Source organism: Campylobacter concisus (assembly GCF_002913865.1).
Taxonomy (GTDB): Bacteria; Campylobacterota; Campylobacteria; order Campylobacterales; family Campylobacteraceae; genus Campylobacter_A; species Campylobacter_A concisus_AM.
In genome coordinates this window covers 24,702-48,895 of sequence record NZ_POYX01000084.1, presented here as the reverse complement: position 1 = coordinate 48,895, position 24,194 = coordinate 24,702, and the positions used below count along the sequence as shown (strand labels likewise).

The following is a 24,194-nucleotide window of genomic DNA, read 5'->3' as shown; positions in this document are numbered from 1 at the left end:
GAAAAAAATGGCGAAAAAAGGTGGATTAGGGCGCGGACTTAGCGCGATACTTGAAGATGTAGAGCAAGCCTACAGCAAAGAGATCGCAAATTTAAAAGACTCTGAGATAGTCGAAGAGATAAATATAGATGAAATTTTACCAAATCCTTACCAACCAAGAACGCATTTTGACGAAGAGGCTTTAAAAGAGCTAAGTGCCAGCATCAAAAGGCACGGACTAATACAACCAATAATCGTCATCAAAAAAGATGACGGTTATATGCTAATAGCTGGTGAACGTAGATACCGTGCTACAAAGATGCTTGGAGCAAGCAAGATAAAGGCGATCATCGCTGATATCAAGTCTCAAAATTTAAGAGAGCTTGCGCTTATCGAAAACATACAACGTGAAAATTTAAATCCAATCGAACTTGCAAAGTCATATAAAGAGCTTATAAACGAGTATAAGATCACACAAGATGGCCTAGCAAACATCATCCACAAGAGCAGAACTCAGATAACAAATACGATGAGACTTTTGCTACTTAGCGACTATACGCAAAGACTTTTGCAAGAAGATAAGCTCACGCAAGGCCACGCTAAAGTCATCGTAGGACTTAGTAGCGAAGAAGAAAAAATGGTTGTTGATACGATCATCGGACAGAAACTAAGTGTTAGAGATACAGAAATCTTAGTAAAAAAGATAAAAAATAAAGAAGAAGTAAAAGAGCCAAAACCTCAAATTTCAGAAGAAATGAGCAAAAAATTATCAAATTTACAAGAAATTTTTAAAAATTTAAAGATAAAGACGAAAGTAAAATCTAAAAATTTAATATTAGAATTTAGCGACATTTCGCAGGTAGAAGAATTTATCGCTAAGCTAAAATAGAATTACAAATTTATTTTTATTTTTAGTATTTTATTGTAAAATCAGACTTTGATTTGAATATTAAATAAAACTTAATAACAAAATAAGGAGAGTGGATGTTAGAAATAGATGTGCCATTGATGCTTTTAACGGCTATCGTTTTCTTTGTCTTGATCGCCATTTTAAATCCTTTGCTATATAAGCCAATGCTTAAATTTATAGATGACAGAAATGCTTCTATAAAAAATGACGAAGAGAGCACTAGCAAAAATGCAAGCGACTTAAGCGTTCATGAAAAAGAGATCGAAGAGATCATACAAAATGCAAGATCTGAGGCTAACAAAATAAGACAAGAAGCCTTAAATTTGGCAAAAGAAGAGTCTTTAAAAGATATCAATGCGGTAAAAAGTAGTTTAGAGGCTGATTATAACGAATTCCTAAATGCTCTAAGCTCTCAAAAAGATAGTCTAAAGTCAGATCTATCAGCTAAACTACCTGAGCTTAGAGCTGCTTTAAATGCTAAGCTCTCTAAAATTTAAAGGAAATTTATGAAGATAAAAATTTTATTTTTTCTAGCACTTCCATTTCTAGCATACGCTAGCGAGCATGGTGGAACAAACTACGACATAGTCGAGAGAACGCTAAACTTCTTACTTTTCTTTGGTATTTTGGTCTATTTTGCTGCTAAGCCACTAAAAGCTCTTTATCAAAGCAGGATCGATAGGATCGCAAATAAGCTTGAGAGCATCCAAGAGAAGCTTCGTGAGTCAAAAGCTAAAAAAGATGATGTTTTAAAGCGTGTAGAAGAGGCTAAGCAAAATGCAAATGCTCTAATCGAAACCGCGAAAAAAGAGGCTGTAAATTTAGCTGCAAAAGTTAAAAAAGAGGCTCAAAACGATATCGCAAATATCGAAAAAGGCTATAAAGAGCAAAAAGAATTTGAAGAGCGCAAGATGACAAAAGGCGTTGTAAATGAAATTTTGAGCGACATTTTCTCAAGCGATAGCCTAAAAGTCGATCAAAAAGAGCTTGTAAATATCATACTTAAAAAGGTTAGCTAATGAATGAAGTAGTAGCTAAAAAATACGTAAAGGCGATCTTAAACGACGTAAAGTCCAATGAACTTAATGCATTTGTTGAAAATTTATCAGAACTAGCTGCCGCTTTTGGAAGCGATAAATTTAAGAGCATTATAAGCTTGCCAACTCTAAAAGCTGCAAAAAAGGTAGAATTTATACTTTCTCTAGTAAAAAATTCAGACGCCAAATTTGCAAATTTTATAAAGCTTCTTGGTGTAAACAAAAGGCTAGAGCTTATCCCAGCGATATTAAACGAGATGAAGATAGAACAATCTTTGCTTGAAAATACATATCGCGGCGAGGTTGTTGGAAATTTTGATCTAAGCGTCGAGCAGCTAAAGGCTTTAGAAGAGAATTTCTCTAAGAAATTTGACTCTAAGATCAAGCTTGATAGCTCAAAAAGCGATTACAACGGTGTAAAAGTTGAGTTAGATGATTTAGGTGTCGAGGTAAATTTCTCTATCGACAGACTAAAAAGTCAAATGAGTGAATATATATTAAAAGCAATTTAAAAAGGAGTGAAAGCGTGAGTGCAAAAATTAAAGCTGACGAAATTAGCACGATAATCAAAGAGCGTATTGAAAATTTTGATTTAAGTGTTGATGTAGAAGAGACCGGTAAAGTCATCTCAGTCGCTGATGGCGTTGCTAACGTTTATGGTTTGAAAAACGTTATGGCTGGCGAGATGGTTGAGTTTGAAAGCGGCGAAAAAGGTATGGCTCTTAACCTTGAAGAGAGTAGTGTTGGTATAGTTATCCTTGGAAAAACTAGCGGTATCACAGAAGGCAGCTCTGTAAAAAGACTTAAAAAACTTCTACGCGTTCCAGTTGGTGACGCATTGATCGGCCGTGTTGTAAATTCACTCGGTGAGCCAATCGACGCAAAAGGTCCAATCGAAGCTACTGAATCTCGCTTCGTCGAAGAAAAAGCAAAAGGTATCATGGCTAGAAAAAGCGTTCATGAGCCACTTCAAACAGGTATCAAAGCTATCGACGCTCTTGTGCCAATCGGTAGAGGTCAAAGAGAGCTAATCATCGGTGACCGCCAAACTGGTAAAACGACAGTTGCTATCGATACTATCATCAACCAAAAAGGTCAAGATGTTATTTGTATCTATGTAGCTATTGGTCAAAAACAATCAACCGTTGCTCAAGTCGTTAAAAAGCTTGAAGAGTACGGCGCTATGGACTACACGATAGTTGTAAATGCTGGTGCTAGTGACGCAGCTGCGCTTCAATACCTTGCTCCGTACGCTGGTGTAACAATGGGTGAATACTTTAGAGATAACTCTCGCCACGCGCTAATCATCTATGATGACTTGTCAAAACACGCGGTTGCTTATCGTGAGATGTCTTTGATCCTAAGAAGACCACCAGGCCGTGAAGCTTATCCAGGCGACGTTTTCTACCTTCACTCAAGACTTTTAGAAAGAGCAAGTAAGCTAAATGACGCACTAGGTGCTGGATCTTTAACAGCTCTACCTATTATCGAGACTCAAGCTGGCGACGTTTCTGCTTATATTCCAACAAACGTTATTTCTATTACAGATGGTCAAATTTTCCTTGAGAGTGACCTATTTAACTCAGGTATCCGCCCAGCGATCAACGTTGGTCTTTCTGTTTCTCGTGTCGGTGGTGCAGCTCAGATCAAAGCTATCAAACAAGTTTCTGGTAACCTAAGACTAGACCTTGCTCAGTACCGCGAGCTACAAGCATTTGCTCAGTTTGCAAGTGACCTTGACGAGAGCTCAAGAAAACAACTAGAGCGTGGTCAAAAGATGGTTGAAGTACTAAAACAACCTCCATATTCTCCACTCCCAGTTGAGAATCAAGTAGTTATCATATTTGCTGGTGCTAAGGGCTATTTAGATGACGTTGCAACTACAAATGTAACAAAATTTGAAGCTGAGCTATATCCATATATCGAGGCAAAATACCCTGAAATTTTTGAGCAGATCAGAACTAAAAAGGTTCTTGATAAAGAAGTAGAAGAAATTTTACATAAAGCGTTGAAAGATTTTAAAGCGACTTTTGCCGCTAACTAGGGCTAAGATATGTCAAATTTAAAAGATATAAAACGAAAGATCAAGAGCGTCCAGAATACTCAAAAGACAACGCGTGCGATGAAGCTTGTCTCTACAGCAAAGCTTCGCAAAGCTGAAGAGGCTGCACGCTACTCTAGAGTTTATGCACTTAAGATCAATGAGGTTTTATCGGAGATAGCTTATAAGATCAATCAATACGCTTCAGTTATGACTGAGAGTAAATTTTTTAACACAACAAAGAGTGTAGAAAAGGTTGATATTATATTTGTTACCGCTGATAAAGGGCTTTGCGGTGGCTTTAATGTCCAGACTATAAAGACAGTTAGGCGCATGATCGATGAGCTAAAAGCCAAAAAGATTAAAGTTAGACTAAGAGCTGTTGGTAAAAAAGGCATTGAATTTTTCAATTTCCAAGGCGTTGAACTACTTGAGACTTATGTCGGAGCTAGCTCTTCTCCTACTTATGAAAAAGCTCAAAAGATCATAAAAGATGCCATTGATGACTTTACAAACGGCATAACAGATAAAGTAGTGCTAATACACAATGGCTATAAAAATATGATTTCTCAAGAGATTAGAGTAAATGATATTGTGCCTATTGAGCCGTCTAAGATAGTTGCGGTAGAGACAAATTCTTTGATGGAATTTGAACCAGAAGACAACTATACTAAGATTATGGATGAATTGCTCAATAAATATTTTGAGTATAGTATGTATTATGCTTTGGTTGATTCTTTGGCGGCTGAGCACAGCGCTAGAATGCAAGCTATGGATAATGCAACAAACAATGCTAAAGAGCGCGTAAAACAGTTAAATCTTGCTTACAACAAAGCAAGACAAGAGTCTATTACCACTGAGCTTATCGAGATCATCAGTGGTGTTGAATCAATGAAATAAAAGGAGTATGAATGAAGGGTGTTATTAGTCAAGTTATGGGCCCTGTGGTCGATGTTGACTTTAATGACTACTTGCCGAAGATCAATGAAGCTATCGAAGTTTTCTTTGAGGTTGAGGGCAAGAAACATAAACTAATATTAGAAGTTGCTGCTCACCTAGGTGATAATAGAGTTAGAACTATCGCTATGGATATGAGTGAGGGTCTAACTCGTGGCTTAGAGGCTAAAGCGCTTGGTGCACCTATAAGTGTCCCAGTTGGCGAAAAAGTTTTGGGTAGAATTTTTAACGTAGTTGGCGATTTGATCGACGAGGGTGAGGGTATAAATTTTGATAAGCACTGGTCTATCCACCGCGATCCTCCTCCATTTGAAGAGCAAAGTACAAAGAGTGAAATTTTTGAAACTGGTATCAAGGTAGTTGATCTTCTAGCTCCTTATGCGAAGGGTGGTAAAGTAGGTCTATTTGGTGGTGCTGGTGTTGGTAAAACGGTTATTATTATGGAGCTTATACACAACGTTGCGTTTAAACACAGTGGTTATTCTGTATTTGCAGGCGTTGGTGAGAGAACTCGTGAAGGAAACGACCTTTATCACGAAATGAAAGAAAGTAACGTTTTGGATAAAGTTGCCTTGTGCTACGGCCAAATGAACGAGCCACCAGGAGCAAGAAACCGTATTGCGCTAACTGGTCTTACAATGGCTGAGTACTTCCGTGATGAGATGGGACTTGACGTTTTGATGTTTATCGATAACATCTTCCGTTTCTCTCAATCAGGCGCAGAGATGTCAGCTCTACTTGGACGTATCCCATCAGCTGTTGGTTATCAGCCAACTCTTGCAAGTGAAATGGGTAAATTCCAAGAGAGAATTACATCAACTAAAAAAGGCTCAATTACGTCTGTTCAAGCTGTTTATGTTCCAGCTGACGACCTTACAGACCCGGCTCCTGCAACTGTTTTTGCTCACCTTGATGCTACGACAGTTCTTAATAGATCGATCGCAGAAAAAGGTATCTATCCGGCTGTTGATCCACTTGACTCAACATCAAGAATGCTCGATCCTCAAATTTTAGGAGCAGATCACTATAAGGTAGCTCGCGGCGTTCAAGCTGTGCTTCAAAAATATAAAGACCTTCAAGATATCATCGCTATCCTTGGTATGGACGAGCTTAGCGAAGAAGATAAGCTAACAGTTGATAGAGCAAGAAAGATAGAAAGATTCTTGTCTCAGCCATTCTTCGTTGCTGAAGTATTTACAGGCAGCCCTGGCAAATACGTAAGTCTTGACGAAAATATCGCTGGCTTTAAGGGAATTTTAGAAGGTAAATATGATCATCTACCAGAAGCGGCATTTTATATGGTCGGAAATATAGATGAGGCTTTAGCTAAAGCTGAGAAACTTAAGGCTTAAATTTAAAAAGGAAGCGTAATGGATAAATTACATTTAGAGATCGTAACTCCTCAAGGTCAGATATTTAATGATGACGTGAGTAGTGTAGTGCTTCCAGGTAGCGAGGGTGAGTTTGGTGTTTTGCCAAACCACGCCTCATTAATATCTCTTTTAAAAGCAGGTATTATAGATATAGAAGATAAGCATAAAAAGCACGATGTAGTTGCTATCAACTGGGGCTATGCAAAGATCGACGAGGGCAAAGTAGTTATACTAGCTGACGGAGCGGTCTATGTGTCTGGAAATAGCGAAAGCGAGCTTGCAAATTCATTAGAAGCTGCTAGAAATTTGATAGAGAGTATGAGTAGTGATACAAATGCTTTTGCAGCAACTATATCAAAAATGGAAAATGTAGTGAGAGCAAGATAAGTGGGCGGAATAGATATATTTTTAAATTACATTCAAAGAAGTAGTTTTATTACAATTATAGTTTTAACTTGGTTGTCAATATATTTTATAGTTAGTTTTACAATTCTCTTTTCAAGAATGGCTGGCATAGGAGCTTGGCAAAAACGCGAGCAAAATGCGCTTGAAGCACTACTTATGGGCGCTAAGAATATACCAAATGACTCGTCTTTAAAGAAATGCGCAAGCGGTAGAATTTCAAAAGAAAAGCTAAATGTTTGCATAAGCATTGCAGAAAAGAATGCTACAAGTGGGCTTACATGGCTTAGCGTAATAGCTTCTACTTCTCCTTTTATCGGTCTTTTTGGAACAGTTGTATCTATCTTGGAGACATTTTCACAGCTAGGAAATGGCGCAGGTTCATCTCTTGGAGTTATAGCCCCAGCTATCTCTGAAGCACTTGTTGCGACAGGTTGTGGAATTTTTGTTGCGATCCCAGCATATACATTTAACTTGCTTATAAAAAGAAAAGCTTACGAACTAATGAGCGTTATCGAGCGTCAAGCTGACGTTATGATAGCACTTAAAAAAGATGATGAGACGTTATAGATGGCTCTTAAATTTGACGACGAAACACCAGAGCTAAACATAACGCCTCTTGTTGATATCATGCTTGTTTTGTTGGCTATTTTAATGGTTACAATGCCAACTATAACATATCAAGAAGATATAACATTGCCAGATGGCTCAAAGGCAAAGACATCTACATCCAAACAAAAAGATCTTATAGTCTCTATAAATGCACAAGGACAAGTTAGGATAGATCAAAGTACAATGAGCCTTGCTGAACTTCCAGATAACATTGCGCTAATGAGTGCAAAATATGACAAAACCTCGCCTATATACATAAAGGCTGATAAAAATTTAAAATACGATGATGTTATGTTTGTATTAAAGACTTTAAAAGGTGCTGGTTTTAATAAAGTAGCTTTAGAGACAAACGGTTAAGATGCCAAATAAAGTTAAATTTCCAACGCTTAGTTCATTTTTTGTAGCGTTTTGTATTTACATTATCATTGTGCTTGCTTTGTTTATAAAGCTTACTTTTTTTAGCGAACCTCCTAAAAAATATACTGATGACAAAGATGCTATTATGGATGTAGTTATGGTTGATAGAGAAGTTGATCAAACCATAAAAGCACCAAAACAAGCAAAAGAAGTTGTAAAAGAGACCAAACCAGAGCCTAAAAAAGAGTCAGAAGAAGATAAACAAGAGACCACAAATAAGCCTGTTGTGCCAGATGAGCCATTGCCAACCCCAAGCTTGCCAACTCCTCCAAAAGAAGAGCCTAAACCTGAGCCTAAAAAACCAGAACCAAAGCCTGAAATCCCAAAACCTAGCGAAGAGCCTAAAGAGGATGTCAAACCAGAGCCTAAACCTACACCAAAGCCAGTTGAAAAGCCAAAACCAAAAGAGCCAAATATAAAAGATCTCTTTAGCGATATAGACTCTACTAAGCTTAAAAAAGATGATGGTATAAAAAAGGCTGAAAATAAAGTGCAAAGCCGCAAAAAAAGCGAGGCTTCTAGCTCAAAAGCTGCAAAAGAGGCTAGCGACATCATCAAGAGTTTAAAGATAGATCAAAACCCAACAGCTCCAAAGTCACAAATGACCGGCACTTATGATCCATTGATGGGAGCCATAACAAAACAAATTCAAAGAAGATGGCAAAGCTATAAAGCTGACTCTGCAAACCTTGCCAAAGTAAAAGTCATGATAGATCAAAGTGGAAATTTTAGCTATGAAATTTTAGAGCTATCATATAATGAAGAGTTTAATGCAAAGGTTAGAGAGTGCCTGGAAAAGCTTACTGCAGAGAAATTTCCATTTAATCCAGACAAAAGTACTACTTTTAATTTAAATTTAGAAGATAAAATAAACTAAAATTTATAAATTTACGGAGTAGAGATGAAGAAAATTTTTCTTTTTTTGTGCGTTGCTCTAGGGCTTTATGCTGCTGATGCGACCATATCTGTTATAAACCAAGGTGTTGCTTTGCCAAAGATTGCTTTGCAAGATGCAACTACAGCTGTTAGTGATGCAGGCTTTAAAGATAAATTCTTTAAGATCATGCTAGGCGACTTGAAAGTTAGTTCTGACTTTGAGGTTATCGAAGATCACGTGCCTTCAAGCTACGAAGGAACAGCAGCTACAAATACAATGAGCGACAAAGGTGTTGAACTTATCTTTAGATATGCTCTTGAGGGTTCTATGGGCTCACCTCTTACTTTAAGAGTAAAACTCATCGATGCAAAGACTGCAACTACAAGGTATGAGAGAGTATATAACATGCCTGATGGTGCTAAATATCCGTTTTTAGCACACAAAAGTATAGTTGAGCTAACAAATGAGCTAAATTTACCACCAGTTGGCTGGATGGAGAAATTTATCATCCTAGCAAAATACACTTCGGCTCGCCAAAGCTCTATTATAGTGGCTGATTACACGCTTACATATCAAAAGACAATCGTAAGCGGTGGTCTAAACATCTTCCCTAAATGGGCAGGCGCTGATCAAAGTAAATTTTACTATACATCTTATGTGAATAACAAACCAACTTTGTTTAGATATGACCTAAATTCAGGCACAAAAACGAAGATAATCGACAGCGTTGGTATGCTTATAGCTTCAGACGTTAGCAAAGATGGAAGCAAAATTTTATTAACTATGGCGCCAAAAGATCAGCCAGATATTTTTATCTACAACACAGGTAGTAAGAATTTAACTCAGATAACAAACTATCCAGGCATTGACGTAAATGGAAATTTTGTAGATAATGACAGCAGAATAGTTTTTGTCTCAGATAGACTTGGATATCCAAACATCTTCGCAACACCTGCAACCTCAGGCGGAAGTGTTGAGCAAATGGTATTTCATGGTAAAAACAACAACTCAGTAAGCACTTTTGAAAACTATGTAGTTTATTCAAGTAGAGAGGCTAGTGGTGGCTTTAATATCTATCTGATCTCAACTCAAACAGATTTTATTCGCCAGCTTACAGCAAATGGTAAAAATAACTATCCAAGATTTTCAAGTGATGGCCAAAGTGTTGTATTTATCAAAGAACTTGGCGGTCAAAGCTCGCTTGGCGTTGTTAGATTAAATGAGAACAGAAGTTTCCAATTTCCACTAAAAGTAGGTAAAATTCAATCTATTGATTGGTAATATTCTGATAATATTTAAAAAAAATATGTTATAATTCGACCAAATTTTTCAAAAAGGATAAGGAATGAAAAAAGTAGTTCTAGCAAGTGTTGCAGTTGCAACTTTATTGTTGAGCGGTTGTAGCTCTAAAAACCCTGAAGTTGATATGAATGCAAATTCAAATCAATCTGCAGATAACTCAGGTAGCATGAGTGATGCTGATAGATTAGCAGCTCTTATCGCTAACATCGAGAGCCAAGTTAAAAGTGTATACTTTGACTTTGATAAATTTAACATCAAAGCTGATCAACAAGGTGTTGTTAGCTCAAATGCATCAGTATTCAACCAAGCTGACGCTCAAGCTCTTTCTATAAAAGTAGAAGGTAACTGCGACGAGTGGGGTACAGATGAGTATAACTATGCTCTTGGTCTAAAACGTGCTAAAAGTGCTAAAGATGCTCTTGTAAGAAATGGCGTTAGCGCTGATAGAATCGCTGTAGTAAGCTTTGGTGAAAGCAACCCAGTTTGTACTGACAAAACAAAAGCTTGCGACGCTCAAAACAGACGTGCAGATTTCAAAGTACTTCCTTAATCTGTAAGTAAATAATGAATAAAAAAATAATCATTGCGGCTCTTCTTGGAGCCGCTTTCTCTATTGGTTCAGCTCAAGAAGTTTCAGCATTTGATGCAGGTAATATGGATAGCGCAAATCCATATGGACTAACAGATGATGAAAAGGCAACTCTAAGCAACAAAAGAAGCGTTCAAAATATTGAAGAAAACATGGATAATGTTTCAGAACAACTTCAAGGTTTGCAAAGCTTAATTGAGAGTATGAGTGCCAGGATGAATAAGCTTGAGCAAAGAATGAATGATATCGAAACCAAAGTCAATGGCGGTATAAGCGATTCTGGTGTAAGTTTGACATCATTAAAAGCTTATGTTGATGAGACTAGAGATATACAAGATAAAAACTATAAAAATATTACTGCTGCCTTAAATAAATTAGGTGCAATAATGGATAAAAATGCTGCTCAACCAAAGCAAAATGCAAATCCAAAACAACAAAATAAGCCAACTTCAAATTTCAGTGGCAAAAGCGACAAGGACATTTTAGCTGACGGCATTAAGCTTTTAAATTCTGGTAATAGCACAGAAGCAGCTGAATATTTCGAATACTTAAATAAAAAAGGCTATAAAACTGGTGCTTCAAATTATTATCTAGGCGAAGTTGCTTATAGTCAAAAATCATACAGCACAGCCATACAATACTATAAAAAAAGTATACAAAGTGAAGATAAGGCTGACTACACTCCAAAACTTTTGTATCACACAGCTATAAGCTTCGATAAGATCGGTGATACTCAAAGTGCAAATAGATTTTATAAGGCTTTAAAAGTAGGCTATCCAGATAGCAAAGAAGCCAAAGCTGCTCCCAACAGAAACTAAAATTTACTCTTTTTTAGATATAATCTCGCATTAATCAAAACTAAATTCCAAGGAGATTATTGTGAGTAAAGATCAAGTTATAACTATGTTTTATGAGCTAAAAGACGCTAATACTGGCGAAATTTTAGAGTCAAATATGCAAGAAGGTGGTCAAATTTCTTTTATTACAGGACATGGCCACATTATAGAAAAGCTTGAAGAAGAAGTTAGCAAACTAAAATCAGGCGACAAAGCTACTATAAACATTAAAGCAGCTGAGGGTTGTGGCGAATACAATAAAGACGCCATCCAATCACTTCCAAAAGAGCAATTTGCCGGTATAGACCTACATGAAGGCATGGAGCTTTTTGGTCAAAATGAAGATGGCTCAAGTGTTCGTGTCATCGTTAAAGAGATCAAAGACGACGAAGTGACAGTTGATTTTAACCACCCATACGCTGGCAAAGACTTGCTATTTAATGTTGAAATTTTAGAAGTTAGAGACGCGACTGAAGATGAAAAAGCAACTGGCATGGTAGCAGGTGCTCACACTTGCGGTTGTGGTGGACATGATCATGATCACGAGCATGAGTGCTGCGGTGGTCACGGACATGGCGAAGGTGGTTGCGGTTGTGGCGGTCACGGACATCATCACCACTAAGAAGCCAAAATGAAAAAATTTGCTTTTATTTTTGCGGGTCAAGGCTCGCAAAGTGTTGGCATGGGGAAAGACTTTTATGAAAATTTCTCTTCGGCAAAACTTCTATTAAATGATGCTTGCAACGACATAGGCATCGATTTTGAAGAGCTTTTATTTACGCAAAATGATAAGCTAGATAAGACCGAATTTACTCAGCCAGCTATCGTTTTAAACTCGCTTATGAGCTACCTGGCATTTTCAAATTTCATAAAAGCCAAGCCAGAATTTAGCTTAGGCCATTCACTCGGAGAATTTACAGCTCTTGCCGTTAGTGGTGCATTTAGCTTTGTTGAAGCGATTAGACTTGTAAATTTACGTGGTAAATTTATGCAAGAAGCCTGCATTGGCAAAGATGCTGGCATGATGGTGGTGCTTGGACTTAGCGATGAAGTCGTTGAAGAAATTTGCAAAGAAGCGCAGGATGAAGGCTTAAAAATTTACGCTGCAAACTACAACTGCGATGGTCAGATCGTTGTAGCTGGTGTGAGGTCTGACCTTGCTAAATACGAGGCAAAATTTAAAGAAGCAGGCGCAAAAAGAGCGATGCTTTTAAATATGTCAGTTGCGAGCCATTGTCCGATACTTGAGCCAGCTAGCGTTAAACTAGCAAACGAGCTTGAGGGCGTTTTGGCTGCAAATTTTGCCCCAGTCGTTTCAAATGTAAATGCAAAAATTTACACTGATAAAAAAGAGGCATTAGTTCTTTTAAAAGAGCAGCTAACGCATCCAGTTCGTTATAAACAAAGCATTAAAAACTATGAAAATGAGGTTGATTGCTTTATCGAGCTTGGTGCGGCGACACTAAAAGGCATAAACAAAAAGATCACAGAAAAACCGACATATAGCGTCACTGACATGGCGAGCCTTGAAGAGGTTGTGAAGATTTTGGAGGAGAGATGATAGCAATACTTGGAGCGATGCAAGAGGAGATCACACCTATCCTTGAGATGGTGGGAGAGTATAAAACCACAGAGTACGCAAACAATAAATTTTACGAGGCAAACTACAAAGGCAAGGACCTAGTCGTCGCCTACTCGAAGATCGGCAAGGTAAATGCGGCGATCACTGCGACCTTGATGATAGAGAAATTTAAGGCTTCAAAGCTGCTTTTTACAGGCGTTGCTGGCTCGCTTGATGAGAACTTAAAGATAGGCGATATGCTATATGCCACTAGCCTTGTGCAGCACGACCTTGACATCACGGCGTTTGGTCATCCATACGGCTTTGTGCCAGGGACAAGTATCTTTGTCAAGAGTGATGAAGGTCTAAATGAGCTAGCTAAAAATGTCGCTAGCAAAAAGGGCATGAGCCTAAATTCAGGCATCATCGCAACTGGCGATCAGTTCATCTGCGACAACGAGAAAAAAGAGTGGATCAAAAAGATATTTAACGCGAGTGCTACCGAGATGGAGGGTGCGAGCGTTGCGCTAGTTTGCGAGACACTTGGCGTGCCATTTTTCATCCTTAGAGCCATCAGCGACGGAGCTGGCAACGAGGCTGAGTTTGACTTTGATAAATTCTTGCAAGACTCAGCAAACGTGAGCGCTAAATTTATCCTAGAAATGGTGGAGAGCTTATGATAGAGCTTAGCAAAAGGCTACTAAGGCAGGTTGGTCAGACAAACGCTAGATACAAGATGATAGAGGGCGGAGATAAGATCTTACTCGGTCTTAGTGGCGGCAAAGATAGCCTCGCGCTCGCTCACGTGCTAAAACATGTGCAAAACGTCACGCCTGAGAAATTTGAGTTTAAGGCGGTGACGCTAAGCTACGGCATGGGCGAAGACTACGCTTATTTGACCGAGCACTGTAACGAGCACGGCATAGAGCACGAGGTGATAGATAGCTCGATATTTGAGATATCAAAGGAGAAGATCCGCAAAAATTCTAGCTTTTGTAGCTTTTTCTCGCGCATGAGAAGAGGCTATCTTTACACCTATGCGCTAAAGCATGGCTTTAACAAGCTTGCGATCGCTCACCACTTGGACGACGCAGCCGAGAGCTTTTTTATGAATTTTACTTATAATGGCGCGCTAAGGACGCTTGCTCCAAAATACAGAGCTAAAAATGGCATCGTCGTGATCAGGCCATTTATCTTTGTGCGCGAAAGACAACTTCGCGAAAATGCGATCAAAAATGAGCTAAGAGTTGTTGGCGATGAGGCGTGTCCTGCGATGAGATTTGACGTGAAGATGCCACACGCTAGATATGAGACCAAGCAGCTTTTGGCAAATTTAGAGAAAGAAAATCCAAAGCTCTTTACATCGCTTAAAGCAGCATTTGAAAACATCCACACAGATACATTTTTTGGTATCAACGAAGGCAGTGAAGAGTAAATTTAACTCTTCGTTTCTGCCCTTAAAGCTAAATTTACAACCAAATTTATTACAACGCATCCAAAAAGTAAAAACTCATTTTGAAGTAGGAACACTCCTTGCTTACTAAATATAAATTTGATAAGCAAGGATCGTAAATGAGCATTTTTAGTGTTAGCACGCAAAAGTATAGCTCAGTAGCTACTGAGGCAAAAGCAAGGAAACTTCAAAAAGAGCAGTCTGAAAGTGTCAAATTTCAAAACGCTCTTGCAAATAATGAAAAAACAAAAGACATTGCACAAAATTTACAAAGACTTGAACTCACAAAAGATACACAGCAAAGCATTTATAGCGTGAAATTTAAAGACAAAAACGAGCTTGGCTATCAAAGCGATAAGGCTGGCTTTATGGACGCTAGTTTTAATAAAGCAGCCGGCTTGCCACAAGACTTTAAGCTTCACAAAAGCACTATAAAAGAATTTCTAAACTTCGCAACAAAGCAAAATAATATAAATAGCGTCCTTTATAGCAACGCTAGCGGCAAGCTTTTTGACAATGATGTCTTTGAAAATATCGATATAGCAGACACGATAGGTCAGTATTACGCTATTTTTTCTCAGGTAATGGGCAAGAGTTTAAACAAAGATAGTTTTACAGATAGCGACCTAGCAAATCTACCAAAAGGCTACATCTCGCAAGGGATGAAAGGCATTGATTTTAACGCAGATTTGAGTGATAGATCAAATATTGATTTTTTAAATAGTCGCAAAAACGAGGTCGTGACAAACATCTTTAGTAGCGAAGATGAAATGAAGCTCGCATCAAATTTAAGCGAAGATCTATCAAAACTAGGCATAAAAACGAACCTCAAAAAGCTAAATTTTGCAAATTTAGAGCAGGAAAATAGTGGTGGCTTTAACCCAGACGTCTCTTACTATAAAACGGAGTCTGGTTACAAAAAAGAGGCTTTGTTTATTAGTTTTCTAAAGTCAGAAAACCCTGCGATCCTAGAAGGTGGAGAGACTGCGCTAAAGCCTGAAGTCTTGCTAAATAACGCTTTCATCGCTGCCGAGACAAAGGATCATAGAAACAAAAGCTTGAGCGATGTAGCTAGCCTTAAAAAGCTAGCAGAAGATAGAGAAAATTTTAAAAATTTAGTGCTTGAGCTACTAAAAAATAGCACCCTAAAGCCAAGCGAGGATAATATAAATTTAGCTTTTAATGAGCTAAATCAAATTTATGCCCTAGGTAGGCAAAAGTAGTTTAGACATCTCTTAAGATAGACATTTGCTCTAGCCAAAGTAGCTAAATTTACTAGGTAAATCTTTTCATAAAAAAGACGATATCTTTAGCATGAAGCTAAAAGGATATTAGATGATAAATGCACTTGGTAGCTACCCCTTGAATTTAGAGCAGAACATAAAGGTATCAACCAAAATTTCTACAAACCAAACAAGCTCTTTAGTTTTAGGCTACAAGGTAGATAAAGATGGCTACTTTATAGATGAGTTTAACAAGCAAGCTGGCATCCCAAGTGATTATAAAATTCACTCAAGCACGCTGGAGTCGTTAGTCAGATCAAACGACATAATGGATCCAGACATCAAGAATTTTAAAAGTATCGATATAGCTAAAACTGTTGGCAACGCTTATAGGTTGCTAGCTCAAGTAGTTGGCGAAGATACACTAAATTCAAAAGAAAGCTTTAGCACAGATGATATAAGAAATTTCCCTCAAGGCTTTTCTTATGATCGTCAAAGCCTACAAGTGGATAAAAAATACGCTAGTGCTAGTGAGTATTCTGCGGTAGAAGATAGCTTTGTGCATACGCCAACAAAGACCATAAGCACGCTCTTTTATAATGGCTCTTTATCTATCGGACCAGACAAGCAGATACATCCAAAAAAACGTAACATACATCTTTAACAACGCAAATGGCGGTAAAGAAAACACAGTCATTGGTATATTTATGGATCCACACGGAGAGAAATACACTAATAAAGATGGCTCTATAACCAAAGGCGGTCTTATAGCTGGTGTGCTAAATCACAACCTAGACATATACGAGGGCGAAACCACTGCGATAGGAAAATATGGCGGCTATGATAAAAATATAAACACCAAAGAATTTCAAAGATCATTTAATGCCTTTAATACTATGTGGCAAATGGCTTATGGGATAAATTTCTCAAAAGCAGATGATGGTGCTGTCTCTATGCTGCCTGATTATATGCAAGATTATGTAAGACACAGACAAAGCCTTGATAAATTTAGCGACCAAGAAGACGAACTCTCATTTAAAAAGATGATGGAGCATAATCTAAAAATGTTAAAGCTACTCTTTGGCGAGATAGACAAAGATGGCAAAAAGAGCAAAGACTTTATGGATAGCTTTTTAAAATTTAGTATGCCACCTTTAAATTTAGTAAAAGAGCTAAATGAAAACCCAGCTGGAAAATACTTAGTAGATATGCTTGGCATAAAAAGAGATGTTGATATAAAGGCGTAAGGGGAGCTGAAATGTTTATTACTACCTATAATGGATCGATGCAATATAAAGAAATTTTAGATGACTACATAGCTCATGGCAATAAAAATTTATCCGCAGAAGATGAGAAAGCTAAAGTTGATGCTTATATGCAAGGACCATTTGGTGTTGGACTAGATAAGATAATCGGTATAGAAGAAGGAACAGAAGACTGGATAACAAAAACCATAGATAAAATAGATAGTATGCTATCAAACAAATACTCTCCAGAAGAGCGAAGAGCTCTATACGGAAAATATCCAGAAACCATAGAAAAAGCGATAGATTGGGAGCTTCAAGGTTATATGGATTTTCTGAGGGATAACTCTATAGACGGCAAACCAACAATAGAAGGTAAGATGATAGGTCTTGGCAAAAAAGAAGAGGAGGCTGACCTAAGAGCATTTATGGACAGCATGTCTTCTCTATATCCAAACTATAACGATGAATCTCTTAACCTTTTAAAAAGAACTGATCTAGGCATAGATGAATTTAAGACTTTATTTGCCAAAGCAAGAGAAAAAGCTACAAAGGATGTTGAAGAGCAAAGAAAGCAGATAATCAAAGAAGAACAAGAATACAATGCAAATTTTGCTAAAGAGCAGGCTGAGAAAAAATTTAAACCTATGCAGGTTAAGAAGAAGTATGAGACCTATGATATAAACAAGGATCAGAAATTTCTCTATGCAAGAGAGCTTTTAAATTTCAAAGAAAAAAGAGGTATAGATGTCTTGGAGCTTATGCAAAAGATAGATAAGAAGCAAATTTTAAATAAGATGGCTTGATGGATAAAGCAGAACGAGCTTGTTACAGGATAACATAGCAGCGGCTTGTGCTAGATATAAAAATGAATTTAAACCTTTTTATCGACAACTTTTTTACCATTTTCTTCAAGTTTTTGCATGATACGAAGCACGTCGATACCTCGTTCTCTCTCAAGTTCTTGAAGCTTAAGTAAATATGAAAATTTCTCATCCTTAGTAATGTCATAAGTTTCAGTGTTTTTGCTTTCAGCTTGGATAGGAGTAAATTTTTTCTCTTTGGTGTCGTCTTCTTCTTCAACGCTCTCTATATCTTGAATGCCCTTTTCATTCATCTCTTTTAGTATATTGACAGTATTTTTAGCATCTTCGCCAGATAAAGTTATATTAAACCGCTCTTTTAGTGCATATTTAGCCCACTCCTCTTTAAACTCATCAACGCTCATATCACTATCAAGCAGATCAACAGTCCTTGAGTTTTGCATAAATAGTAGCTGGCTATTACCACGATATTCATTTAAAAATTCATTTACAGTGTATGGGGTATCTCTTAAAATTTTTGGCTTATCATTGTCTGGTTTTGCTTGCTGACCTTGTATATACTCTACAAACAAACCCTTGCTTTCATTTATGAAATTTTTAAGATCTGATAGCTGCTCGCTTGTAAAATCAGGATCATAGCCTCTAAGCTTTCCTATGATAGTGACTTTTGCTTCATCACCTTTTGTAAAGCCAGATAGCGGATATATATGCCTATCATAAGCCGCAGCTTGAGCTTTTCTATCAAGCCTTGCGTATTTAGGAAAGCTCATACCATATCCCATATTGTTATCAAGGATCTCGTTTATATCGTTAAATTTAAAGCCCATCTCACTAGCTATGTGTTCTCTAGACAGATAAGGATACGGCGAGCTAGAAATTTGCATTTTACTATCCTTGGTAAGTTTTAAACTACTCAACGATTTTCAAAATTTGTTTGAGTGAAAATTTCTTAGTTTGTAAATCGACCTTTCAACAATTTGGTTTATATATGACTTCTCTCGACACAAAATGCTCCCCTGTTGATAAAAATTTACGGCACAACTTTTGCTTACTCTTTGAAGCTAAATTTCAAGGAGTAAGCTATGAAAGTCTCTTATAACTCCATCTTAACAAAACAGCACTACCAAAAACAGACAAAAAACGAAGGCTTTGCAAATTTCTTGCCTAGCACTCCAAATATAAATTCGATCAACCAAACCACTATTCCTAAAAATGACTTTGTTTCATCTAGTAGTATCGACTCTCTTTATCAGGCCAAATTTACTTCACAAGAGGGCTATGGATATAGTGTAGATGCTAAAGGATTTATGGGAGCTGACTTTAACAAAGCTGCAGGTTTGCCACAGGACTTTAAAATCCACAAAAGCACGCTTGATGCGATAGTGCTACACAATCAAAAGCACCCAAACTTTACAAATATTTTAATGGATACAAGAAAGGATAATGCGCTATTTGGAGAGGATAGCTTTGCAAATATCGATCTAGCAGACACTATAAAGCAATACTATAAAATTTTTGATCAAATTTCAGCTGGAGTTATTAGTAAGGGTAAAGAATTTTACTCAAATGAAGATCTAGCAAAGATGCCAAAGGGCTACTTTTCAAAAGATAAAAAAATAGAGCATGTTGAATACCTAATGGGTAGGATGACTAGCGATGAGCTAGATGGACTAACCGATAGAAGCAATGAAAAGATAACTCATATCTTTAGAACAGCCCAAGATGCAGACGATGCACGTAAGCTAATAAATGATCTAAGTGATATAAATGTAGAAGTCAATGGAAATTTCCTTGACTTCTCTCCAGAAGTGATGACAACTGAGCATACTATCCCTTATATGTGGGTTAGTAGTGCTGGATATGACTTCAAGCCTGATATGTCTGTATATGACAATGAACAAGGCTATACAAAGGAGCAAATCTTTGTGGCATTTTTAAAAAACGAGCAAGGTCTTGTGTTGCAAGGTGGCACAACAAGGATCACTGACGAGGCTCTTAGTGTGTATAAAAACTATGAAATAATTACAAAACAAGATAGAAGTGAGATAGGCATACCAAAGGCTTATTATGATGAGATACTATCTGGTAAGAAAGATCTAAAAGATATACTAGCTAGGATTTTAAAGCTTAGAAATTTAGAGCTTAAAAAAGATCAAACGCTTGAGGGGCTAGCAAATAAAATAATGGATGTTTTAAAAGAATTTGATGAGAGGACGAAAGTAAGCCTAAAGCCCATCAAGTAAAATTTTATAAAGGCGGTTTATCTCATCGTCATTTAGCTCGATCGTGCTTTTTGTATCAAACAAATTTTTGATCTTGCTAGCGTCAAATTCGCTTCTATCAAGGCAGTGCTTGTGAGAGGGCAAAAAGCCACGAGTTAGGCAAAGCTCGCTTTCTATCTCCTCGTCGCAGATAAAGCACTCAAGCTCGCTGTGAAGCCTGCCTTCATATTCTAAAATTTTAACATAGCTTTCGATGATAAGGCGTTTTGGATTTTGCAGCTGCATCTGTTTGGCACAGCGATCAAGCTCGTTAAAGTAAATTTCATCGAGCTGCTCGACCTCTTTTAGATGATCATAAAGTAGGCGCATAAACTGCTGCCAAATGATGAGTTTGTCGCGCTCTAGCAACCATTTAAAGCCAAGGTGAAGTATGCTTCTAAGCTTTGGTAGAAATTTCGCCTCTTGCTCGAGCTCAAAGTCGATCTTGTAGCCAGTCATGATGTTTGAGTGACGAGCGCCAAAAAATCTATATGACTTTACGAGCAAATTTGGCGTTAGCACAAAGACTAAAAGGTCCTCGTCTCTGACCTTTTGCACGCGCAGGATGTAGCCTTGCATCTAGGCAAAAAACTCCCTTATGCGCTCTCTCATCACGCGGGCGTCTTTGATGAAATTTACTTCATTTCTAAAGCTCGTGGCGCCATCTATACCCTTGCTGTATTGGTGCAGATGCTTTCTAAATATGCAAAGTCCGTGCTCGCCGTAGTGCTCGATCATAGCGTCAAAGTGAGCTAAGATGATCTCTTGTTTTAGCGCTTTATCCACGCTACTTTTGGTCTTTATCTCGTGAAATATCCAAGGGTTGCCGATGCTTGCTCTGCCGATCATTAGGGCGTCGCATTTTGTGAGATTTAAAATTTCATCTGCATTTTGCGCGTTTATGTCGCCATTTGCGACGACTGGGATTTTCACGCTTGCCTTTACTCTAGCGATCGCTTCGTAATCAACCTTTGCGCTGTATCCGCCAGCTCTGGTGCGCCCATGCACTGCGATGTAGTTTGCGCCGGCTTCTTCGCAGGCCTTTGCGATTTTCTCTTCGTTTTTGTCGTTAAAGCCAAGTCTAAATTTAACGCTTAGGCTCTTCTTGTTTGAGACGCTTTTTATAGCTGAGATGATGCTTTGAAGTTTGTCAAGATCATTTAGTAAGGCCGATCCTGCACCTTGTCTAACGACCTTTGGCACAGGGCAGCCGCAGTTTAGATCAAGCCCATAAATTCCATCAAATTTATTGATTATCTGCACGGCCTTTTTTATATTTTCTATATCACTGCCAGCTATCTGGACGACGTAGGGCTCTTCGTTTGGGGATTTTTTAAGCATTTCAAGAGTTTTGTCACTGCTCTCATAGACCAGGGCATTTGCGCTGATCATCTCGCTAACAGTGGCATCGCAGCCAAATTTCTTGACGACGCTTCGTAACGGCAGGTCAGAAAAGCCAGCAAGTGGCGCTAAGAAAAGTGGCTTTTTACTAAAGTCTATCATTTAAAAAATAGCGAGCTAGGCACCATTTTACCGTTATCTCGTAAAAATAGTAAAACCTTTATCTCTTTAAACTCATCAGGGTCGCTACCCTCGATGGCTTCTCTTACTTTATCAAGCATCTGAAGCTCAAATAACGCATATACGTAGGCCTCATCAGCATCAGCATGGATGCTTTTTAGCTTTTCAAAGATACCGATAAACGCATCTGGTTTTAGTTTATTTTTAAGCATTATGGCGGCTTTGTCGTATTGTGCTTTTGTTACTTTTGCATTGTTTAGAAGACCAAAAATTTCATCGCTACTTAGGTCGATCTCATCATTTACAAAACGCGTGATAATGGTCATTATATCTTCGCTTGCTAGCTCTGGATCGATTTTTTTGATCTCGCTAAATGAAGCTGTTTTTATGAGCTTATCGAAGGCTGCCTTTTTAAGGCTATCGTTTTGCTCTTGATTTTTAAGCACATCAAGATAGTAAGTAGGCATCTGCTCGATCTTGTTTAACTCGTTTAGGATGTTTAGCTTGCTATCTTTTGCTAGCCTAAATTTCTTTAGATCGACGATCTCTTTATTTTTTATGCTTTTTATGGTTTGTAAGATATTGTTTATCTCGCCGTCATCAACACCAACATCTTTAAGCTCGCCTACTGGTGAGATAGAGCGAGTGAGCTGTGAGGCGATCTTGTAAGTGTCGGTTTTAAAGTCTTTGTTGCTTTCAAAGCCAAGAAGCGTCTCTTTTGCAAGGTCTTTGTAGAGCTGGCTATCTTTTTTTATCCATTTTTTATATCTATAAAAGGCGTATCCATGATATGCGATGTGAAGTAGGGCAAGGAGCGCCAAAAGAGCTACTGGAAGTGCCACCCAGACAGCTACTGGCAAGGTTATGGCTTGACCTAAGAGCTCAAAGGTGAAGTCTGAACTATTAAGAGAATAGGTAAGTCCTGCAACAACTGCTGTGTAGATGATGCAGTAGACGAGAAATTTTCTGGTTTTCATATTTTCTCCTTAGTTTTTTGCTGTTTTTTCTATTATCTCACGACAAGCTATGCAGTATTTTGCATGCGGTTTTACTTTTAGGCGAGGGATGCCGATCTCCTCTTCGCACATGTCACAAATTCCATAAGTCTTGTTTGCTATCTTTTCAAGCGCCTCGTCGATCTCGTGAAGCTCGGCTCTTTGCTGGGTTGAGATAGACTGCTCTATAAGCTGATCGGTATTTACTGAAGCGATGTCAAATTCATCGCTTACGCCACTATCTCTTAAACCGCTTACTTCAACTGATGAGTCATAAATATTTTTTTTGATTTGTAATTTTCGCTCTTCAAGTAGCTTTTTGAAAAAATTTAGCTCGTTTTGAGTCATTTTATATTCCTTTATTTGTGATATGGATGGTTTGCATTTATGCAAAGCCCTCTAAAAATTTGCTCAAAAAGTACGAGCTTGGCGACTTTGTGCGCCATAGTCATCTTGCTTAAGCTTACGACTTTTTGTGCCTTGTTTTTTAAATTTTGGCTAAGCCCATAAGCTCCACCTATGAAAAAATTGATCTGTGAATTTGAGTTTAAAATTTGAGCAAATTCTTGGCTGTCAAGCAGTGAGCCATTTTCATCAAGCATCACACAAAAGCCTTTTAAATTTGGCTCGTAAATTTCATCATAAGCTCTTAGCGCATCGTTTCTGCCACTGCTTTGAGCCTTTGCTATCTTTTCATTAAATATTATTTTGTCGTTTATCTTGGCAAATTTTGCACTCATTTTTATATATTCTTGTATCTCGTTTTCAAAGTTATCACGCGATGATTTTTGAATGCTAAAAACCGAAATTTCCAAACTTACCCTTTGGTTTTTAGCTTTAGCTCAAAGCCAGTTTCGCTTGGAGTTGTCACTTCGCTTTTAGAGATCATAGCTTTGTTATTTGTAAGAAATTTAACCATATCGCTTATATATTTTTTGTGCTCGCTTCTTGGCACGATGTCATCTATAAGACCATGTTCAAGCAAAAATTCAGCCCTTTGAAAGCCCTCTGGAAGATCAGCGCCTATGGTTTGTTTGATAACCCTTTGTCCTGCAAAGCCTATTAGTGCGCCAGGTTCAGCTATTATTAGATCTCCAAGCCATGCAAATGATGCACTAACGCCGCCCATCGTAGGATCTGTAAGGATAGAAATATATGGTAGTCTTGCTTCATCAAGAAGTTTTAGGGCTGCTGAAGTCTTTGACATCTGCATCAAAGAAAATGTGCTCTCTTGCATTCTAGCGCCACCAGATGCGCTTACGATGATCAAGGCTTGGCGTTTTTCGATCGCGCGTTTTATCGCTCTTACGATCTTTTCGCCCTCAACTGAAGCTAGTGAGCCGCCCATGAAGCCAAAGTCAAAAACAACTAGCTGGATCTCTTGTCCGTTACATTTGCCTTCGCCGCATATCACTGAGCTTGTGTGTCCTGTTTTTTCTTTATTTTCTGTAATTCTTTTTTTGTATGATTTTTTATCGACAAAATTTAAAGGATCTACTGGTTTTAAATTTGCGTCAAATTCTACAAAGCTACCTTCATCGCAGATCAAATTTATGCGATCATCAGCTTTTAATCTCATGTGGTAGCCGCATTTTGGGCATACATTAAAACAAGCTTCAACTTCTTTGTAATACATCAGTGAGTGGCAGTTGTCGCATTTTACCCAGTGTGTAGGTGCTTCTTCTGGACGAGGTTGAGCTTTTCTTATCTTTGAAAAAATGTCTGAGAAATTCATCTTTTTACCCACTTATATTAAAAATTGTGGGATTATATCTAATGT

28 protein-coding genes and 1 pseudogene are annotated in these 24,194 nt (G+C 37.9%); 22 read left to right on the top strand and 7 right to left on the bottom strand.

All coding sequences use genetic code 11. From position 1 onward, the window contains the following. Positions 1–7: 7 nt before the first annotated feature. The 21 genes and pseudogenes from CYP77_RS05720 to CYP77_RS05620 all read left to right on the top strand — a co-directional run bounded on the left by CYP77_RS05720 (position 8) and on the right by CYP77_RS05620 (position 17,619). Positions 8–868, top strand: a complete 861-nt coding sequence (locus tag CYP77_RS05720; RefSeq protein ID WP_103567605.1) for a ParB/RepB/Spo0J family partition protein — start codon at positions 8–10, stop codon at positions 866–868. A 95-nt stretch (positions 869–963) separates the two neighbouring features. After that, complete coding sequence (locus tag CYP77_RS05715; RefSeq protein WP_103567604.1) at positions 964–1,386, top strand: FoF1 ATP synthase subunit B'; 423 nt, start codon at positions 964–966, stop codon at positions 1,384–1,386. A gap of 9 nt (positions 1,387–1,395) precedes the next feature. After that, complete coding sequence (locus CYP77_RS05710; protein ID WP_103567603.1) at positions 1,396–1,908, top strand: F0F1 ATP synthase subunit B; 513 nt, start codon at positions 1,396–1,398, stop codon at positions 1,906–1,908. Then, positions 1,908–2,438, top strand: a complete 531-nt coding sequence (locus CYP77_RS05705) for a F0F1 ATP synthase subunit delta (protein ID WP_103567602.1) — start codon at positions 1,908–1,910, stop codon at positions 2,436–2,438. Before CYP77_RS05710 ends, CYP77_RS05705 begins: the two co-directional genes overlap by 1 nt. A 14-nt stretch (positions 2,439–2,452) precedes the next feature. Continuing rightward, the gene (gene atpA, locus CYP77_RS05700; RefSeq protein ID WP_103567601.1) at positions 2,453–3,970 is read left to right on the top strand and encodes a F0F1 ATP synthase subunit alpha; all 1,518 of its coding nucleotides are present in this window, start codon (positions 2,453–2,455) and stop codon (positions 3,968–3,970) included. Between the two features lie 9 nt (positions 3,971–3,979). After that, positions 3,980–4,867, top strand: a complete 888-nt coding sequence (atpG, locus tag CYP77_RS05695; protein ID WP_103567600.1) for an ATP synthase F1 subunit gamma — start codon at positions 3,980–3,982, stop codon at positions 4,865–4,867. 11 nt (positions 4,868–4,878) lie between these two features. Further along, complete coding sequence (atpD, locus tag CYP77_RS05690) at positions 4,879–6,276, top strand: F0F1 ATP synthase subunit beta (RefSeq protein WP_002939420.1); 1,398 nt, start codon at positions 4,879–4,881, stop codon at positions 6,274–6,276. An 18-nt stretch (positions 6,277–6,294) separates the two neighbouring features. Then, positions 6,295–6,684 carry an ATP synthase F1 subunit epsilon gene (gene atpC, locus CYP77_RS05685; protein ID WP_002939398.1) on the top strand — a complete coding sequence of 130 codons (390 nt, stop codon included), beginning with the start codon at positions 6,295–6,297 and terminating at the stop codon, positions 6,682–6,684. Then, the gene (locus CYP77_RS05680) at positions 6,685–7,269 is read left to right on the top strand and encodes a MotA/TolQ/ExbB proton channel family protein (RefSeq protein WP_009294341.1); all 585 of its coding nucleotides are present in this window, start codon (positions 6,685–6,687) and stop codon (positions 7,267–7,269) included. Beyond that, positions 7,270–7,668 carry a biopolymer transporter ExbD gene (locus CYP77_RS05675; protein ID WP_002939405.1) on the top strand — a complete coding sequence of 133 codons (399 nt, stop codon included), beginning with the start codon at positions 7,270–7,272 and terminating at the stop codon, positions 7,666–7,668. It begins immediately after the preceding gene. Position 7,669: 1 nt separating this feature from the next. Continuing rightward, complete coding sequence (locus CYP77_RS05670) at positions 7,670–8,605, top strand: TonB C-terminal domain-containing protein (RefSeq protein ID WP_103567599.1); 936 nt, start codon at positions 7,670–7,672, stop codon at positions 8,603–8,605. Between the two features lie 24 nt (positions 8,606–8,629). Then, positions 8,630–9,886: a Tol-Pal system protein TolB gene (tolB, locus tag CYP77_RS05665; RefSeq protein WP_103567598.1), complete on the top strand. Its 1,257-nt coding sequence runs from the start codon at positions 8,630–8,632 to the stop codon at positions 9,884–9,886. A gap of 64 nt (positions 9,887–9,950) precedes the next feature. Next, entirely contained in the window at positions 9,951–10,457 is a 507-nt protein-coding gene (locus tag CYP77_RS05660) for an OmpA family protein (protein ID WP_002939415.1), read from the top strand. 14 nt (positions 10,458–10,471) lie between these two features. Continuing rightward, on the top strand, positions 10,472–11,314 hold the full coding sequence (locus tag CYP77_RS05655; RefSeq protein ID WP_002939416.1) for a tetratricopeptide repeat protein: 843 nt from the start codon (positions 10,472–10,474) through the stop codon (positions 11,312–11,314). 55 nt (positions 11,315–11,369) lie between these two features. Next, complete coding sequence (locus CYP77_RS05650) at positions 11,370–11,954, top strand: FKBP-type peptidyl-prolyl cis-trans isomerase (protein WP_223154902.1); 585 nt, start codon at positions 11,370–11,372, stop codon at positions 11,952–11,954. Positions 11,955–11,963: 9 nt separating this feature from the next. Further along, a complete protein-coding gene (fabD, locus tag CYP77_RS05645) occupies positions 11,964–12,893 on the top strand; it encodes an ACP S-malonyltransferase (RefSeq protein WP_103567597.1) in 930 nt (309 codons plus the stop codon). Beyond that, positions 12,890–13,573 (top strand): 5'-methylthioadenosine/adenosylhomocysteine nucleosidase, encoded by a 684-nt coding sequence (locus tag CYP77_RS05640; protein WP_103567596.1) that lies wholly within the window; start codon positions 12,890–12,892, stop codon positions 13,571–13,573. Before fabD ends, CYP77_RS05640 begins: the two co-directional genes overlap by 4 nt. Then, the gene (locus CYP77_RS05635; RefSeq protein ID WP_103567595.1) at positions 13,570–14,328 is read left to right on the top strand and encodes a tRNA 2-thiocytidine biosynthesis TtcA family protein; all 759 of its coding nucleotides are present in this window, start codon (positions 13,570–13,572) and stop codon (positions 14,326–14,328) included. The genes CYP77_RS05640 and CYP77_RS05635 overlap by 4 nt, the downstream gene beginning before the upstream one ends. A 137-nt stretch (positions 14,329–14,465) precedes the next feature. Then, entirely contained in the window at positions 14,466–15,569 is a 1,104-nt protein-coding gene (locus CYP77_RS05630) for a Cj0814 family flagellar-dependent secreted protein (RefSeq protein WP_103567594.1), read from the top strand. A gap of 112 nt (positions 15,570–15,681) precedes the next feature. Further along, positions 15,682–16,816 (top strand): annotated as a pseudogene (locus tag CYP77_RS10375) (Cj0814 family flagellar-dependent secreted protein). A gap of 11 nt (positions 16,817–16,827) precedes the next feature. Continuing rightward, positions 16,828–17,619: a cell surface protein gene (locus CYP77_RS05620; protein ID WP_410002965.1), complete on the top strand. Its 792-nt coding sequence runs from the start codon at positions 16,828–16,830 to the stop codon at positions 17,617–17,619. 68 nt (positions 17,620–17,687) lie between these two features. On the opposite strand, the gene CYP77_RS05615 is transcribed toward CYP77_RS05620, so the two are convergent. Continuing rightward, complete coding sequence (locus CYP77_RS05615) at positions 17,688–18,521, bottom strand: polyribonucleotide nucleotidyltransferase (RefSeq protein ID WP_103567593.1); 834 nt, start codon at positions 18,519–18,521, stop codon at positions 17,688–17,690. 198 nt (positions 18,522–18,719) lie between these two features. Here CYP77_RS05615 and CYP77_RS05610 point away from each other — a divergent pair, with 198 nt between their 5' ends. Further along, entirely contained in the window at positions 18,720–19,880 is a 1,161-nt protein-coding gene (locus tag CYP77_RS05610) for a Cj0814 family flagellar-dependent secreted protein (protein WP_103567592.1), read from the top strand. Here the strand turns inward: CYP77_RS05610 and recO are convergent. The 6 genes from recO to accD are packed head-to-tail and all read right to left on the bottom strand — an operon-like array spanning position 19,863 to position 24,149. Next, positions 19,863–20,477 carry a recombination protein RecO gene (gene recO / locus CYP77_RS05605; protein ID WP_021087592.1) on the bottom strand — a complete coding sequence of 205 codons (615 nt, stop codon included), beginning with the start codon at positions 20,475–20,477 and terminating at the stop codon, positions 19,863–19,865. The genes CYP77_RS05610 and recO overlap by 18 nt on opposite strands. Further along, on the bottom strand, positions 20,478–21,401 hold the full coding sequence (locus tag CYP77_RS05600; protein ID WP_103567591.1) for a tRNA dihydrouridine synthase: 924 nt from the start codon (positions 21,399–21,401) through the stop codon (positions 20,478–20,480). After that, on the bottom strand, positions 21,398–22,396 hold the full coding sequence (locus tag CYP77_RS05595; protein ID WP_103567590.1) for a uroporphyrinogen III synthase HEM4: 999 nt from the start codon (positions 22,394–22,396) through the stop codon (positions 21,398–21,400). Before CYP77_RS05595 ends, CYP77_RS05600 begins: the two co-directional genes overlap by 4 nt. A gap of 9 nt (positions 22,397–22,405) precedes the next feature. After that, a complete protein-coding gene (dksA, locus tag CYP77_RS05590) occupies positions 22,406–22,762 on the bottom strand; it encodes an RNA polymerase-binding protein DksA (protein ID WP_009294329.1) in 357 nt (118 codons plus the stop codon). 11 nt (positions 22,763–22,773) lie between these two features. Continuing rightward, on the bottom strand, positions 22,774–23,229 hold the full coding sequence (locus tag CYP77_RS05585) for a 23S rRNA (pseudouridine(1915)-N(3))-methyltransferase RlmH (RefSeq protein ID WP_103567589.1): 456 nt from the start codon (positions 23,227–23,229) through the stop codon (positions 22,774–22,776). Between the two features lie 2 nt (positions 23,230–23,231). After that, on the bottom strand, positions 23,232–24,149 hold the full coding sequence (gene accD / locus CYP77_RS05580; RefSeq protein ID WP_103567638.1) for an acetyl-CoA carboxylase, carboxyltransferase subunit beta: 918 nt from the start codon (positions 24,147–24,149) through the stop codon (positions 23,232–23,234). Positions 24,150–24,194: the final 45 nt, after the last annotated feature.